Raw genomic sequence first — 15128 nt, forward strand, 5'->3', positions numbered from 1 at the left:
CCATGGACCGGCGCGCGCTGCTCACCACCGCTGTAGTTCTGACCGCTGCCGCCTGCACGGGCAAGAAGGACGGCACCGGCACGACAGCGGCCACCACGACGACAACCACGACCACCCGGAGCAGACCCGGCACCGCTCCCGCCACCGCTTCCGCGGCGGGCTCGGACTGGACCGCGCTCGCACGCGGGCTCGACGGGAAGCTCGTACGGCCCGGGGACGCCGCGTATCCCGCCGCCCGGCAGCTCTACAACACGCGCTTCGACTCGCTGAAGCCCGCGGCCGTCGCGTACGTCGCCGGTGCTGACGACGTCAAGGAGTGCCTGGCCTGGGCCAGAGCCCACCGCACCCCCGTCTCCATCCGCAACGGCGGCCATTCCTACGCCGGTTGGTCGTCGGGCAACGGCCGCCTCGTCATCGACGTGTCGTCCCTCAACCGCATCACGGCGGACGGTTCCATCGGTGCGGGCGCCAAGCTGATCGACGTCTACAACAACCTCGCGCGCAGCGGCCGCACCATACCCGCGGGCTCCTGCCCCTCCGTCGGCGTCTCCGGGCTCACCCTCGGCGGCGGGCACGGCGTCACCTCGCGTGCGTACGGGCTGACCTGCGACAGCCTCGTCTCGGCGACCGTCGTCACGGCCGACGGCAAGCTGCTGACGGCGAGCGCGAAGGAGAACAAGGACCTCTTCTGGGCGCTGCGAGGCGCGGGCAACGGCAACTTCGGCGTCGTCACCGGGCTCCGGTTCCGTACGCATCCCACGCCCGCGACCGTCACCGCCTATCTCACCTGGCCCTGGTCGAAGGCCGCGGCGGTGCTTGCCGCCTGGCAGCGCTGGGGCCCGGAGCAGCCGGACGAGATCTGGTCGTCGGCGCACCTCGCCGCCGGTCCCGGCGCCACACCCACGCTCTCCGTCGCCGCGTTCTCGCTCGGCAGCGAGGGCGATCTGCGCAACGCCCTCGACCGGCTCGCCGACCGGGTGGGCTCGCCGGCGCGCTCGGTCTCGGTGCGCCGCCGAAGCTACCGCGATGCGATGCTCGGCTACGCGGGCTGCTCCACGTTCAGTGAGGCCCAGTGCCATCTGCCGGGCAGCACTCCGGGCCGTACGAAGCAGGGCGCGCTGCAGCGCGAGACGTACGCCGCGGCCTCCGACTTCTTCGACCGCGATCTCTCACCGGCGGGGCTGCGCGCACTGATTTCCGGGGTCGAGGCTTTCACCCGGATCAAGCCCGGACAGGGCGGAGGCGGCGGCTCCGTCGCGCTGACCGCACTCGGCGGGGCGGTCAACCGCGTGGACCCGCTGGCGACGTCGTTCGTACACCGGCGGTCCAGGATGCTCGCGCAGTACATCGCCTCCTGGCGGCCCGGGACAGCGGGCGCGGCCCAGCAGGCCTGGCTGAAAAACACCCATGCGGGGATGCGCCGCTATGCGTCCGGCGCCGCCTACCAGAACTACATAGATCCCACGCTGGCCGACTGGCGCAAGGCGTACTACGGCCCGGCGGCGGACCGCCTCACCCGCCTGAAGAAGCAGTACGACCCGGACCGGATCTTCACCTTCCCGCAGGCGCTCTAGCCGACGGGCCGCCGAGGCGATGGGGCGGTCCGCCCGGCCGGTCGGGCGCTCCGAGCGGTCCGGCGCCCGGCCGGTCAGGTGCTCCGATCCGCCGGGCGGTCAGGTGCTCCGATCCGCCGGGCGGTCAGGTGCTCCGATCCGCCGGGCGGTCAGGCGTCCCAACCGGCGACGCGGTCAGGCGCTCCGAGCGTCCGGCGGCCGACCGGACCGGCCGGTCACGCAGTCGGCCGGTCAGGCGTCCCAACCGGCCACGCTGCCGGCCGCGGCCAGGCGTTCCGAGCGGCCAGCAGGACGGGCGCTCCGAGCCGCCCGGGCGGGCCGACCGGATCAAGCCGCACGCGGCCCGCAGGACAGGCGCTCCGAGCCGTCAGGCAATCACGCCGCGAGATCGTTTTCGCCGCTCCCGGCGCCCTCGGTCCTCGGCTCCGGGATGCCGAGCGTCTCCGGCCGGCCCTCAGGACCGCCCTCCGCCCGCCTCGACCGTACGAGCCACCCCGCCCGCCCCGACCCGGCCACCGCCGACACCAGCGGCGTCAGCAGTGCCAGCGCGAGCGGCGCCAGCAGCAGCGCCACCGCCGTGCCCAGTGCGAAGCCGCCCACCACGTCGGACGGGTAGTGCACGCCCATGTAGACCCGGCAGAAGCCCTCGGCGAGCGCGAGCCCGATCGCGGCAAAACCGAACCTGCGGTTGGCGACGAAGAGCGCGGCACCGATCGCCATCGCCAGCGTCGCGTGGTCGCTGACGAAGGAGTAGTCGGTCTTGCCCGTCACCAGGACCTCGATGCCCTGGTGCTCGACGAACGGCCGCGGTCTCTCGACGAACCCGCGGATGGGGATGTTGACCAGCAGCGCGATCCCCGCGGCCAGCGGCGTCCAGATCAGCCCGGCGACCGCGGCGACCGAGTCCTCGGCGGTGCCGCGCCTGCGCACGCTCCACCAGCACCACAGCACGACCAGGACGAGCGCGAGCATGATTCCGTATTCGCCGACGAACTCCATCGTGCGGTCGAGCCACGACGGGGCGTCCTTGGCGAGGCCATTGATGCCGTAGAGCAGGCTGAGGTCAGGGTCGGACCCTCCCCTTGACTGTGTCAGGGGGGACCCCATCGGCTCCGCCACGGGGAAGCCCACTGCGAGTCCGGCCATCTGCTGCAGCCCCTTGCCTTGTTGCCTGGTGCGACGCCCCTTCCGGATGCCTCGCCTCTACCAACCCCCGTGGTCAGTGCGGTGCCTGCTGCATGGTCAGTGCGGCTGTACCCGTCCAGGGAACGGCCCATTCCCTGTGTACGTTCCACTCTCCACCGAAAGATCACCATGACGTTACCGAAGAGTGATACATCGTCGCAGCTCAGGGCCTTGGCCTTGCGGACAGTTCCGGCCATGTCCGACGCTTCATCAGGCTTCCGGGACGGTCGTCGGCAACGCTTTCGCGCCATCCTTGGTGACCCTCGTCGCGCCGAAGTAGTCCGGGGTGTCGATCTTGTCGAAACGGATCACGGCCCCGGTGTACGGAGCGTTGATCATGTACCCGCCACCCACATAGAGCCCGACGTGCCGGATCGCCCGCGAATTGGTGAGGTCGTCCGAGAAGAAGACGAGATCGCCGGGGAGCAGCTCGTCACGCGAAGGGTGCGGGCCCGCGTTGTACTGATCGTTCGCGACACGTGGCAGCTCGATGTCCACGGTCCGGTACGCGGCCTGCGTCAGCCCTGAACAGTCGAAACGCCCGCCCTGCTCAGGCGTGCCGTTGCCGCCCCACAGATACTTCGTGCCGAGCCTCTGCTGCGCGAAATAGATCGCCCCGGCAGCCTGCCGGGACGGCTCGACCCGCCCGATGGGCCTGGCGAAGCTCTTCTCCAGCGTGCGGATGACCTTGACGTAGTTCTGGGTCTCCCGGTACGGCGGCACGCCCCCGTACTTGATGACGGCATAGGCACCCGCGTTGTATGCGGCGAGCATGTTGTCGGTCTGATCGCCGGGCGCCTTCTTTACGTATCCGGCCAACTCACAGTCGTACGAGGCAGCAGACGGAATCGCATCTGCCGGATCCCAGACGTCCTTGTCCCCGTCCCTGTCCCCGTCGATGCCGTGCGCCGCCCAGGTACCTGGGATGAACTGGGCGATGCCCTGGGCGGCGGCGGGGCTCTGCGCCTTCGGGTTCCAGCCGCTCTCCTGGTAGAGCTGGGCGGCGAGCAGCGCCGGGCTGATAGCCGGGCAGAGGTTGCCCCACTTCTGTACGAGCGGCTGATAGAGCGCGGGCACAGCACCCTTGGCGAGCCCGACGGCCCGTCCGCCGACGCCGTTCGCACCGCCGAAGAGCCCGGCGGCCGCGGAGTAGGTCCCCACGACGAGCAGCGCGACGAAGCTCAGGCACAGCCCCAGCCCGATCCCACCGGCCACCCAGATTTTTCGCACGCCCTCAACCCTCCCCCATCCGCGCCGTGTTCCAGCCCGTTTCCACCCGCGCGCCTACGGCTTGCGTCCGACGCCGCCGAACATGGCCACCTCGGCGGGCTCTTCACCGTCGGCGGCCGGCGGCCGCCAGCGGGAACACGACACCAGTCCGGGCTCCAGCATGTCGAGCCCGTCGAAGTACCGGGTGAGCTGCTGCGGGGTGCGCTGGGTGAGCCGGGGCGTACCGTGCTCGTTCCAGAACGCTACGGCCGCGTCCACATCGGGCATCGCCGGGCTGGTGACCGTGTGGGACAGCACGAGATGACTGCCCGCGGGCAGCGCGTCCATGAGGCGGCACACGATCCCGTACGACTCCTCGTCGTCCTCGATGAAGATCACCACGCCGAGCAGCATCAGCGCAACCGGCCGGGTGAGATCGAGCGTGCCGGCCGCGCGCTCCAGGATCGAGTCCACATCGCGCAGATCGGCGTCGAGATAGTCGGTGCGGCCCTCGGGCGTACTGGTGAGCAGGGCGCGGGCATGCGCGAGCACGAGGGGATCGTTGTCCACGTACACGATCCGCGCGTCGGGCGCGGCGCGCTGGGCGACCTCGTGGGTGTTGTCGGCACTGGGCAGCCCGGTGCCGATGTCGAGGAACTGCCGGATGCCGACATCGGCGGCCAGATGGTGCACGGACCGCCCCAGGAACAGCCGGTCGGCGATTGCGTAGTCGCCGATGCCGGGGTGGAGCCTGCGGATCTGGTCACCGGCTTCGCGATCGACTTCGTAGTTGTCCTTGCCGCCGGTCCAGTAGTTCCAGATCCGGGCGGTGTGCGGACGCGTGGTGTCGATCCGGGCGAGTAAGTGCGCGTTGTCGGTCACACGGACCAAGATAGCCAACTCCGCCTGGCACGCGAGCTGTTGGAGGCATGGTGCGGGGGCGCCCGAACTCCTCCTCCCTGCGGAGCCGGCCTCCCCCGGCCCGCCGTCCCCATGGACCACAGGAGTGGAGCGCTTCCGCCACGGGGATTCGCGCATGGCGCTCAACGTGAGTGCGGGCGGTACCTCGGCTCAGATGCCGCCCCGCATGCTTCCACGCGCCCCAAATGCGCAACAACGACAGTCATTGCCCGGAGTCACCCTCCGTGATACATAGAGTGACCATACGCACTTCTCGCATCGCCCCGATCCCCGCCGCCGCAGGTCAGGGCGGCGCGATCGGTCATACGTGCGGAGATCGGGTAAAGAGACCCGCCAAGGCGGCTTACGCGGGCGGTTTCATCAGCGAAGATAGAGCGACGGCCCATGCCGAGGGGCAGGGCACTGAACAACCCAACAGGGGCGGTGAGTTACATGATCCTGGCAGCCGAAAAGGGCGACATCACCACCATCATCGGCGGAATCGCCCCGAACTGGGGGCCTTTCGGGAGCCTGGGGAACGAGGCGCGGGTGATGATCGAGGTCGTGATGGCGGTTGCCATCCTCCTCTGCCTGGGCATCGCGATCTGGGGCGCGGCCAAACAGCGCATCGGCGCGACGGCACTGCGCGACACCTTCAGCGCGGAGCAGGGCAAGGGCCTGATCGTCGCCGGCCTTACCGGCGTCTTCATCATCGGGTCACTGGGGACCTTGTTCACCATCGTGTACGGGATGGCTGTCTAACCGCCCGTCAGACCCTCCGGGCGTGCCCGGCCCACCTTCGAGGTTGCGTCTCCCTGATGTCGAGTCACCACACCGCGCCCGCGCGGGAAGCAGCACGACTACCGTCGTACTTCGGGTCGTACTACGCGGCACAGCAAACGGTTGAGGGGGCGTACGCGAGATGAGCCTCGGGGACGAACACGGCTACGGCGGCGAGTCGGGCGGCCGCACGGACGACGACTTCGGCGGCACGGGCCAGACGCGTACCCGCCTGCCGGGCGGCGCCGACACCGACGTCTACGGCGGCGCGCGGCGCCCCGTACGGAACTCACGCTCTCTGATCACGGTGGTGGGCGTCGTGGTGCTGCTGATCGCGGCTATCGCGTTCGCGAACCAGGGCGGTGACGACGACGGCACATCGGCCGAGGGCGAGAAGGGCGCGGGGGCGGCGCCGACGGCGGCGACGGGGGTGCGGCCGGTGAAGGGGGAGGCCGGGGGGATTCCGTCGGGGTTTGCGAGGGATGAGCAGGGGGCGCAGAGCGCGGCGGCGAATTATGCGGTGGCGCTGGGTTCTGACGGCATGTTCAACACGCAGCGCCGTCAGAGCATCGTGAAGTCCCTCGCCGACTCCAGCACGCTGGACAAGCTCCAGTCAGGGTTCGACGCCGACTACTCCCCCGCCTTCCTCGCGCAGATCGGCCTGAGTGCCGACGGCGCCGCCCCAGTCGGCTCCACGTTCGTCAACCGGACCCTTCCGGCAGGCACAAAGGTCAAGAGCATCTCGAGCGAGGCCGCTGATGTCGACGTCTGGTGCATGGGCTTGTTCGGGCTGACGGGTGCGAAGTCCACCAAGCCGGTGACGAGCGGCTGGTTCACAGTGAGCGTCAAGCTGAAGTGGAACGGGTCCGACTGGAAGGTCCTGGCTACCAGTCAGAAGACGGGGCCTACGCCAGTCACCGGTGACAACCCCGTGTCCGGGTCCGACGAAATCGCTGGAGCAGTCAAGGAATTTGGAGGGTTCACATATGCCCGCTAACCCTCACCTCCGGCTGCGCTCCATCATGACCACCCTGGCGGCCGTCCAGGCGGCGGCGCTCCTGTTTGCGGTCCGGGCAGCCGCAGCACCGACGCCCACGCCCACACCGGGCAAGTCCGACGATCCCTGCGGGCTCATCGCTGGACCCGCGCGGGACTACTGCGACAACGGCTCACCTGGCGGAGCCAAACGCACCCCCCTCGAACCCACCGACGCCCTCGACCCCCTCGCCTCCCTCGCCCGCGGCTGCGCCGACGCCGCCGTCTGGACCATCGACCAGCTCTCCAAAGCGGTGAATTCCACCGCCACCGTCGACTTCACCAACTCCGCCTTCCGAGCCCAGTACGCCATCGTCTTCGCCGCTTCCACCATCCTCACCCTCGTCCTCTGGCTCCTCGCCGTCGCCAAGCGCGCCGTCCGCGGTGTCCCCCTCACCACCGCCGTCTCCGAAGCCGTCGGCTTCCTCTGGCTCACCGTCCTCGCGTCCGCCTTCACCCCGCTCATCCTCTACACCCTCGTCTCCGCGACCGACGGCGTCACCGAGGTCATCGCGGGCGGCACCAGCGGGCAGACCGACCAGTTCTTCGGGAACTTCTCCGGCGCCCTCAAAAAGGGGACCGACATCGGCGGCGGGCCGATCATGCTGATCGTCGTCTCACTCGTCACGATCCTCGCCGCCGGCGTCCTCTTCCTCGAGCTGTTCATCCGCGCCATCCTGCTCTACGTCGGCGCACTCCTCGGCGTCGTCGTCTACTCCGGTCTCGTCGACAAGAACATGTGGGGGCGTGTCCGCCGCTGGGCCGGAATCATGATCGCGATCATCATGGTCAAGCCAGTGATCGCGATCGTCCTGGGTCTCGCGGGCGCACTCTCCGCCGAGAACGGACCCGACTCCTTCTCCGCCGTCGTCTCCGGCCTCGCGATCATCCTGCTCGCCATCTTCGCCTCCGCGGTGATCTACCGTTTCGTCCCCGGCTTCGGCGACGAGATCGTCGCCTCCCGCAACAACCGCCTGCAGAACGGCGCCGAGAACGCCGCGGCCGCCGTCATCAGCTCGCCCGCCAACCTCGTCTCCCAGGGCATCAAGACCCACAGCAGCCGAGGCAACCAGCACGGCGGCGACAGCAACGGCAGCGCCCCCCGCCCCGCCAACCCCATCAGCGGCGGCGTCGCCGCGCACAGCAGCCGCCCCTCCGGCGGGACCGGCGGGGGAGGCGGCGGCGGATCCGTACCCGCCGCACCCCCGCCCCGTAGCAGCGCCCCCGGCACCAGCAACCCGCACAGCAACCGCAAGAGCACAGGAGGTGGAGGGCGTTGACGACCCAGTCCCAACCCATCACGCCCCGCCGTACGTATCTGATCGGCCGGGCCCGGCCGAACGCGATCGTCGGCAAGAACCGCGAGACCGGCGAGATCGCCCTGATCATCGCCGGCGCGTTCCTCGGCATGATGAGCGGGCTGCTGGTCCCCGTCCTGTCCCTGCGGATCGTGCTGCTGATGGGTTTCCCGCTGCTCGCCCTCGCCGCCGTGTACGTCCCGTACAAGCACCGCACCTTCTACAAGTGGTTCGAGATCAACCGCAGTTACAAGCGCACCCTGCGCAATGGCACCCTCTACCGCTCCTCCGTCGCCGAGGCCGGCACCCGGCTCGACGGGCGTGAGGTCGAGGTCGGCCCGCCCCCGGGCATCGGCCGGATCAACTGGCTCGCCGCCCCCTTCGGCCCCGACGAGATCGCCGTACTGCTGCACGCCGACCGCCGTACCGTCACCGCCGCCATCGAGATCGAGGGCCCCGGCGTCGGCCTGCGCGACAGCGAGGACCAGGAGGCCCTCGTCGACCGCTTCGGCACCCTGCTCAAGCATGTGGCCAACGGCGACGGCTTTGTGACGCGCCTGCAGATGCTCGCGCGTACGCTCCCGGCCGACCCCGACGCCCACGCCAAGGACGTCGCCCAGCGCGGCAACCAGCAGTCGCCCGGCTGGCTGCGCGACTCCTACGACCAGCTCCAGTCGATGGTCTCCACCTCCAGCGAGCAGCACCGCGCGTACCTCGTCGCCTGTATGCACTACTCCCGCGAACTGGCCGCCGAGGCCCACACCATGGCCCGCGCCGCCCGGCACTCCTCCGGCTCGAAGGCCTCGGGTTCGAGGAAGCTCGACAAGGACGCCGGCCTCGCCGTCGTCATGGCCCGCGAGCTCACCGACATCTGCGCCCGCCTCGCCGAGGCCGACATCCGGGTCCGCCAGCCGCTCGGCCAGGGCCGGCTCGCCTCCCTGGTGCACTCGATGTACGACCCCGACCACCCCATCGACCACATCCAGGCGATGACGAAACGCAACGCCTGGCCCGCCGAGCTCGACGCCATGCAGCCCACCTACCTCCAGGCGAAGACCCGCGAGTCCTCCACCCGTGCGCCCTGGTGCCACTCCACCGCCTGGGTGAAGGAGTGGCCCATGACCCCGGTCGGCGTCAACTTCCTCGCGCCGCTGCTCGTCCACACCCCCGATGTGATCCGTACGGTCGCGGTCTGCATGGACCTGGAGCCCACCGAGGTCGCCATCGAGCGGATGCTCACCGAGAAGACGAACGACGAGGCGGACGCGAGCCGCGCCGCCAAGATGAACCGCACCGTCGACCCGCGCGACATCGCCGCCCACGGGCGGCTCGACCAGCGGGGTGAAGATCTCGCGAGCGGTGCGGCAGGGGTGAATCTTGTCGGGTACATCACTGTGTCGTCGCGTTCACCCGAGGCTCTGGCCCGGGACAAGCGCACAATCAGGGCCTCGGCCGGCAAGTCCTATCTGAAGCTGGAGTGGTGCGATCGCGAGCACCACCGGGCGTTTGTGAACACCTTGCCGTTCGCGACCGGCATCCGACGCTGAGGAGAGGGCAGTCCGCCATGCGAGATCCGCTGTCCGTCTTCACCGATGCCTTCACGTCCTTCCTGTTCGGCAAGGTGGAGACGACGCGCCTGCCGGTGCGTACGTCCACGGGGCAGGCCCAGGCCGTCTACCTGCCGACCGCCGCGCCGGGCCTCGGCGACTCGGGCGTGATCATCGGCCGCGAGGTGTACAGCGGAAAGGGCTATATCTACGACCCCTTCCAGCTGTACGGCCAGCAGCTCCCGGCCCCCCACTGGCTGGTGCTCGGAGAGTCCGGCAACGGCAAGTCGGCACTCGAGAAGACGTACGTCCTGCGCCAGTTGCGCTTCCGCGACCGGCAGGTCGTCGTCCTCGACGCACAGGGCGAGGACGGGGTGGGCGAGTGGAATCTCGTCGCCCAGGAGCTGGGGATAACCCCCATCAGGCTCGACCCGATGACCGCCCTGGACGGCGGCATCCGCCTCAACCCGCTGGACCCGGCGATCACCACGACCGGCCAGCTGGCCCTGCTCCGTACGATCATCGAGGTCGCGATGGGGCACGGCCTCGACGAACGCTCCGGCTTCGCGCTGAAGGTGGCGCATGCGTATGTGAACGAGACGATCGTCGACCGGCAGCCGGTGCTGACGGACATCGTGGACCAGCTGCGGCATCCGGAGGCGGAGTCGGCGGAGGCGATGAACGTCGACATAGACGACGTACGGGCCTGGGGCCTGGATGTCGCGCTCGTGCTGGACCGGCTGGTCGACGGCGACCTGCGGGGCATGTTCGACGGGCCGACGACGGTCGGGATCGACCTGGACGCCCCGCTGATCGTCTTCGATCTCTCCCACATCGACCGCAACTCGATCGCCATGCCCATTCTCATGGCGATCGTCGGAGTCTGGCTCGAACACACCTGGATCCGCCCGGACCGCAAGAAGCGCATCTTCCTGGTGGAGGAGGCGTGGCACATCATCAACTCGCCCTTTGTGGCCCAGCTCTTCCAGCGGCTGCTGAAGTTCGGCCGCCGACTGGGCCTGTCCTTCGTGGCAGTGGTCCACCACCTGTCGGACGTGGTGGACGGGGCGGCTGCGCGGGAGGCGGCGGCCATCCTCAAAATGGCCTCGACGAGAACGATTTACGCCCAGAAGGCGGACGAGGCGAGAGCGACGGGAAGGGTGCTGGGCCTGCCGCGATGGGCCGTCGAGATCATCCCGACGCTCACTCCGGGCATCGCTGTCTGGGACGTCAACGGCAATGTCCAGGTGGTCAAACACCTGGTGACGGAGACGGAGAGACCACTAGTCTTCACCGATCGGGCCATGACGGAATCGTCGGGTCCGGCTCTGCCGGAGGACGTACAGGCCGCGGAGTGGGAGGCGGAGCAGCGCGCGGCCCTGATCGAGCGCCGGCAGCTGGACGAGTCCTCCGAGTCGACGGTGGCATGACATGCGCGACCGACGGGACTTGCGGGAGGACGAACGCGGCATCCCGGACGGCCTGTTGGTCGGCCTGCTCGGCTTCCTGCTCGGCCTGACGCTCCTGGTCTGGACGGCGACGGGCCTGGCGGGCGTCCTGTCCCACGGCGCCTGGCCGAGTGGCGTGACCTTCACGCAGACCCCGATGGCGATGCGCGCGCTGGCGGCCAAGCCGCACGACCTCGCCGGGGCGTGGCCGGACGCCCCACCGGCGGAGCTTTCGGGCTACGGGCTGTTCTGGGGCCTGGCAATCGGCGAGTTGATGGTCCTGCTGGTCCTGACGATCTTCGTCCTGGGCACCTTGGCCCGTTGGCGCACGGTCCGTGCGAACCGGTCGGCGGCCGCGCGGGAAGCCGCGAGCCCCGGGGCCGGGGCCGGGGCCGGGGCCGGGGCCAGGGCCAGGGCCGGGGATCCCGACCCGCCTACAGAGCAAGGGGCGAACGGCACCGGCACCTCCGCAGGACCCGTTGCCGCGGACCCGAGCCACCGCGAAGCCGTCGGCCACCCGGCACAGCCGAGGCACGGCACCGGCGGGTGGGAGTCCCCGGTCACGGGCAGCGGCTCAGCCACGACGCCGCCCCCTGGGGCCAGGGGCCCCAACACCCCCGCGCAGCCGAGAGGCGTGCCCGCGGCCGCGTACCCGGGCAACCTGTACGACCACGCAGCACCGAGCCACGGCGGAGCCGTCGGCGACCCTACGCAGCCCGGGCACGGCTCCGGGCAACCGCTGGTTGCCGAATACGGGGCGGGCGGACGGAACAGCACCCTGCCCGCACCCCGAACCCCCCGCATCCTCTACGGCGACCCCGCCACCCGCCGCCCCGCCGCTGTCCGTGCCGTCCTCGACGCCGCCGGCCCCGCCCTCCTCATCACCTCCGACCCCGCAGTCTGGGCCGAGACCAAGGACGCCCGGGCCAAGCTCGGCCCCGTCCTCGTCTACGACCCCGGGCACCTCTGCGACACCCCGGCCCGCCTCCACTGGTCCCCCACCGCGCACTGCGAGGACGCCGCCACGGCTCAGGACCGCGCCACCGCCCTGCTCGCCCCCGTACGCCCCCGCGCCCTCCTCGACGCCGCCATGGCCGACACCGCCGAAACGCTCCTGCGCTGCTGGCTCCACGCGGCTGCCGTGGACGGACGCCCCTTCAAGCAGCTCCACCGCTGGGCCCAGGGCGGCAGCGCCCACGACGCCGTACGCATCCTCCGTACGCACCCCAAGGCGACCGCCGGCCTCGCCGGCCTGCTCGAGTCCGCGCTCACCGCCCACCCCGAACGCCGCGAGATCGCCGAGCAGTTGGTCGTACGCGCCCTCTCCGCCCTCTCCTCGATCCATATCCGCGAGGCTTGCACCCCGAACCGAACGGATTCGCTCACCTTGGAATCATTCATAAACGAAGGGGGCACCCTTTATCTGGTGGGGGAATCCATCGAGGACCCCAGAACGCACCCCGGTGCCATGCCACTGCTCACCGCACTGGCCTCACACGTGGTCGAGCACGGCCGCCGCATGGCCGCACGGTCATCCGACGGTCGGCTCGACCCACCAATGACGCTCGTTCTCGACGACGTCGCGGCCGTGGCTCCGCTTCCCCTGCTTCCGGAGCTGCTGGCAACCGGTCAGGACCAGGGACTGCCGACCCTGGTCCTGCTCCGTTCCGCCGAACAGGCCCGCGCCCGCTGGCCGGAGCCACTCGGGCAGTAGGGCAGGCGTCATGAAGGGGTGTTGCCAGCCCCACCCCCCAACCTGCCTGCTACGCCCACTGACCCACACCCCGTCACACGGAAGAGTCATGGCCAGGCCCGGCACGAAGACCGGTCGGGCACGACGACTCAGGGGGTCCCGCCCATGCTCGCTCGACGCCACGTCCTCGGCACCGCAGCCGCAGCCGCAGCCACCGGCACCGCGCTCATCGGCGGAACGGCCACCCCCGCGGCGGCGCACGCCATCGGGAAGGACCACGCGACCGGGCAGGGCCACGAGATCCTCGCCCTCACCCACGCCACCCTCGTCGAGGGCTCGCGCACCACCCCCGACCAGACCCTCCTCGTCCGCGGCGGCCGTATCATCCGCTCCGGCCGCAGCGCCGAGGTCGTCGTCCCGCGCGGCGCACGGACCGCCGATCTGCACGGCAAGTACGTCATCCCCGGACTCGTCGAGGCCCACGTCCACACCTCCGGCCCGGAAGAAGTCGCCGCACCGCTCTTCCCGCTGAGCGGCGTCACCTCAGTACGGGAGATGTGGGGCGGGCCCGTCCACCACGAGTGGCGACAGAAGGTCACCACCGGCAGGCTCCTCGGCCCTCGCTGGTGGATCGCCGGCCCGATCATCGACGGCCCGCCCACCCTCTTCACCCAGGACACCGGCAACCCGGTGATCGAGGTGCGCGACGAGGCGTCGGCCCGCCACGCCGTACGTGAGGTCAAGCGGGCCGGCGCGGACTTCGTCAAGGTGTGCTCCCGGCTCTCCCGCCCCGCCTACCTCGCCATCGCGGACGAGGCCCGCAGGCAGGGCATCCGCTTCGCGGGCCACTGCCCCGACTCCATGACCATCGCCGAGTGCAGCGACGCGGGCCAGCAGACCATCGAGCATCTGCACGCGCTGCTGCTTGCGACCTCGTCGAAGGAGAAGGAGATCCGCCGCGGCCTGGAGCAGGTACGGCTCGACCCGCGCGAGCCGTCCAGCCTCGCCCGCTACCGCTCCTGGTTCCGTCAGGTGCACGCGCTGGAGTACGAGGCCGTACGCAGCTACGACCCGGCCCGCGCCCGCGCCCTCTTCGACCGGCTCGCCGCCAACGGAACCCGCGTCGTGCCGACCCTCTCCGTCCACCACACCCTGGAGCGTCCGGACGAACTCCCGGCGACCCAGGAGGAGTCGAAGTACCTCCCCTCCTGGATGGTGGGGGAGTGGCCTGCCACCTGGGAGGCCCTGATCGGCGGTCGCACACCGCGTGATGCGGCCCGGATCCGGCAGATCTACGCACACCGGCTGCGCCTCGTCGGAGAACTGCACCGCTCCGGAGTGGAGTTGCTGGCCGGCACCGACAGCGGCACCGGCTATCTCGTACCGGGCTTCTCGCTCCACGACGAGCTGGCACTGCTCGCCGAGGCCGGTGTGCCCGCCCACCGGGTGCTGGAATCCGCGACGTCCGCGCCCGCCCGGATGCTGGGCCTGCAGGACGGCCGAGCCGACCTGGTGGTGCTGGACGCGAACCCGCTCGACGACATCCGCCACACCCGCCGCATCGACTCGGTGGTGGTCGCCGGGCGCTACATCGACCGGGCCGAGCGCGGCCGACTGCTGACGGACGTAGAGAGGGCGGCGGCATCCAGCCGGCCGCCTTTGGCCACCACCGCCGCCGGCGCCCTCCGCCCCTGCTGCTGAGCGGGGCAGTTCGGGGCCCGGCAAACGCGGCCAGGCCGCCGCAGGCCCCTGCGCCTACCGCAGGACCTCCAGCTCCAGCTCCCGTTCCGCGGAATCTCCCGGCACCGGCACGGAGTCCCCGCTCGGCACGAACCCGATCCGCCGATAGAACGCCGCAGCCCGCGCATTGCGCTCGTCCACATACAGCCGCACCCGCTTCACGGGCGGTCCCGGCAGCTCCCACGACCAGTCCAGGGCCGTTCGGAACAGCGCCTCGGCCACACCCGCTCCACGCGCCTCGGGCCGCACGAACACCGCCACCACCTGCGTCTGGTCGAACTTCGCGACCTCCCCGAACCGCACCTCGCCCGCCGGCCGCTCGACCAGCACGGTGACCGCCCCCGCCCACTGCCCGTCCGGCGCCTCGGCAATGAACTGCCGGGCCACCACCCCCTCCGCGTCCCTGGACGTGCGGTCCCGCCAGAACCCGTCGGGTCGCTCGACAGCCTTCTCGTACGTCTCGAGGAAGGCGATGGGCGCGGCCGGATCCTGCAGGGCGCAGAGCCGAAGCTCCCGGGCCTTCGCCCACTCCTCGGCACGTACGGGTCGAATGACATAGTCCATCTGTCGATACTGGCCCTGCCCCGCACCCCTGGGCAACGCGGTTCCGTCCGGTGAATCCGTCCGGAACGCAGAAAAGCCCCGCACCAGAAGGTGCGGGGCTTCCCCACAATAATTGTTCGGCGGCGTCCTACTCTCCCACAGGGTCCCCCCTGCAG

General features: G+C 70.5%; 12 protein-coding genes. 8 read left to right on the forward strand and 4 right to left on the reverse strand.

Annotated elements, in window-relative coordinates:
* Nucleotides 1-2: 2 nt before the first annotated feature.
* Nucleotides 3-1574 carry an FAD-binding oxidoreductase gene (locus tag ACI2LP_RS32430; RefSeq protein WP_404728117.1) on the forward strand — a complete coding sequence of 524 codons (1572 nt, stop codon included), beginning with the start codon at nucleotides 3-5 and terminating at the stop codon, nucleotides 1572-1574.
* Between the two features lie 375 nt (nucleotides 1575-1949).
* Here the strand turns inward: ACI2LP_RS32430 and ACI2LP_RS32435 are convergent, their stop codons facing one another.
* From ACI2LP_RS32435 to ACI2LP_RS32445, 3 genes are all read right to left on the reverse strand, one after another.
* On the reverse strand, nucleotides 1950-2681 hold the full coding sequence (locus ACI2LP_RS32435) for a phosphatase PAP2 family protein (RefSeq protein WP_404728128.1): 732 nt from the start codon (nucleotides 2679-2681) through the stop codon (nucleotides 1950-1952).
* A gap of 288 nt (nucleotides 2682-2969) precedes the next feature.
* On the reverse strand, nucleotides 2970-3989 hold the full coding sequence (locus ACI2LP_RS32440; protein WP_404728118.1) for an NlpC/P60 family protein: 1020 nt from the start codon (nucleotides 3987-3989) through the stop codon (nucleotides 2970-2972).
* A 54-nt stretch (nucleotides 3990-4043) separates the two neighbouring features.
* Entirely contained in the window at nucleotides 4044-4859 is an 816-nt protein-coding gene (locus ACI2LP_RS32445; RefSeq protein WP_404728119.1) for an SAM-dependent methyltransferase, read from the reverse strand.
* A gap of 462 nt (nucleotides 4860-5321) precedes the next feature.
* Between ACI2LP_RS32445 and ACI2LP_RS32450 the strand changes: the two genes are divergently transcribed.
* The 7 genes from ACI2LP_RS32450 (at nucleotide 5322) to ACI2LP_RS32480 (ending at nucleotide 14370) form a co-directional block, all read left to right on the forward strand.
* The gene (locus ACI2LP_RS32450) at nucleotides 5322-5630 is read left to right on the forward strand and encodes a hypothetical protein (protein ID WP_142217964.1); all 309 of its coding nucleotides are present in this window, start codon (nucleotides 5322-5324) and stop codon (nucleotides 5628-5630) included.
* A gap of 160 nt (nucleotides 5631-5790) precedes the next feature.
* Nucleotides 5791-6645 carry a hypothetical protein gene (locus ACI2LP_RS32455; protein ID WP_404728120.1) on the forward strand — a complete coding sequence of 285 codons (855 nt, stop codon included), beginning with the start codon at nucleotides 5791-5793 and terminating at the stop codon, nucleotides 6643-6645.
* Nucleotides 6635-7963 carry a hypothetical protein gene (locus ACI2LP_RS32460; RefSeq protein ID WP_404728121.1) on the forward strand — a complete coding sequence of 443 codons (1329 nt, stop codon included), beginning with the start codon at nucleotides 6635-6637 and terminating at the stop codon, nucleotides 7961-7963. The genes ACI2LP_RS32455 and ACI2LP_RS32460 overlap by 11 nt, the downstream gene beginning before the upstream one ends.
* Complete coding sequence (locus ACI2LP_RS32465; RefSeq protein ID WP_404728122.1) at nucleotides 7960-9528, forward strand: SCO6880 family protein; 1569 nt, start codon at nucleotides 7960-7962, stop codon at nucleotides 9526-9528. Before ACI2LP_RS32460 ends, ACI2LP_RS32465 begins: the two co-directional genes overlap by 4 nt.
* A gap of 17 nt (nucleotides 9529-9545) precedes the next feature.
* Complete coding sequence (locus tag ACI2LP_RS32470) at nucleotides 9546-10958, forward strand: ATP-binding protein (RefSeq protein WP_404728123.1); 1413 nt, start codon at nucleotides 9546-9548, stop codon at nucleotides 10956-10958.
* Between the two features lies 1 nt (nucleotide 10959).
* Nucleotides 10960-12690 carry a type VI secretion protein gene (locus ACI2LP_RS32475; RefSeq protein WP_404728124.1) on the forward strand — a complete coding sequence of 577 codons (1731 nt, stop codon included), beginning with the start codon at nucleotides 10960-10962 and terminating at the stop codon, nucleotides 12688-12690.
* Between the two features lie 144 nt (nucleotides 12691-12834).
* Nucleotides 12835-14370, forward strand: a complete 1536-nt coding sequence (locus ACI2LP_RS32480; protein WP_404728125.1) for an amidohydrolase family protein — start codon at nucleotides 12835-12837, stop codon at nucleotides 14368-14370.
* Between the two features lie 54 nt (nucleotides 14371-14424).
* On the opposite strand, the gene ACI2LP_RS32485 is transcribed toward ACI2LP_RS32480, so the two are convergent.
* On the reverse strand, nucleotides 14425-14973 hold the full coding sequence (locus ACI2LP_RS32485; protein WP_404728126.1) for a GNAT family N-acetyltransferase: 549 nt from the start codon (nucleotides 14971-14973) through the stop codon (nucleotides 14425-14427).
* Nucleotides 14974-15128 lie beyond the last annotated feature (155 nt).

Origin of the sequence: Streptomyces sp. NPDC019890 (assembly GCF_044903445.1) — a bacterium.
GTDB lineage: Bacteria > Actinomycetota > Actinomycetes > Streptomycetales > Streptomycetaceae > Streptomyces.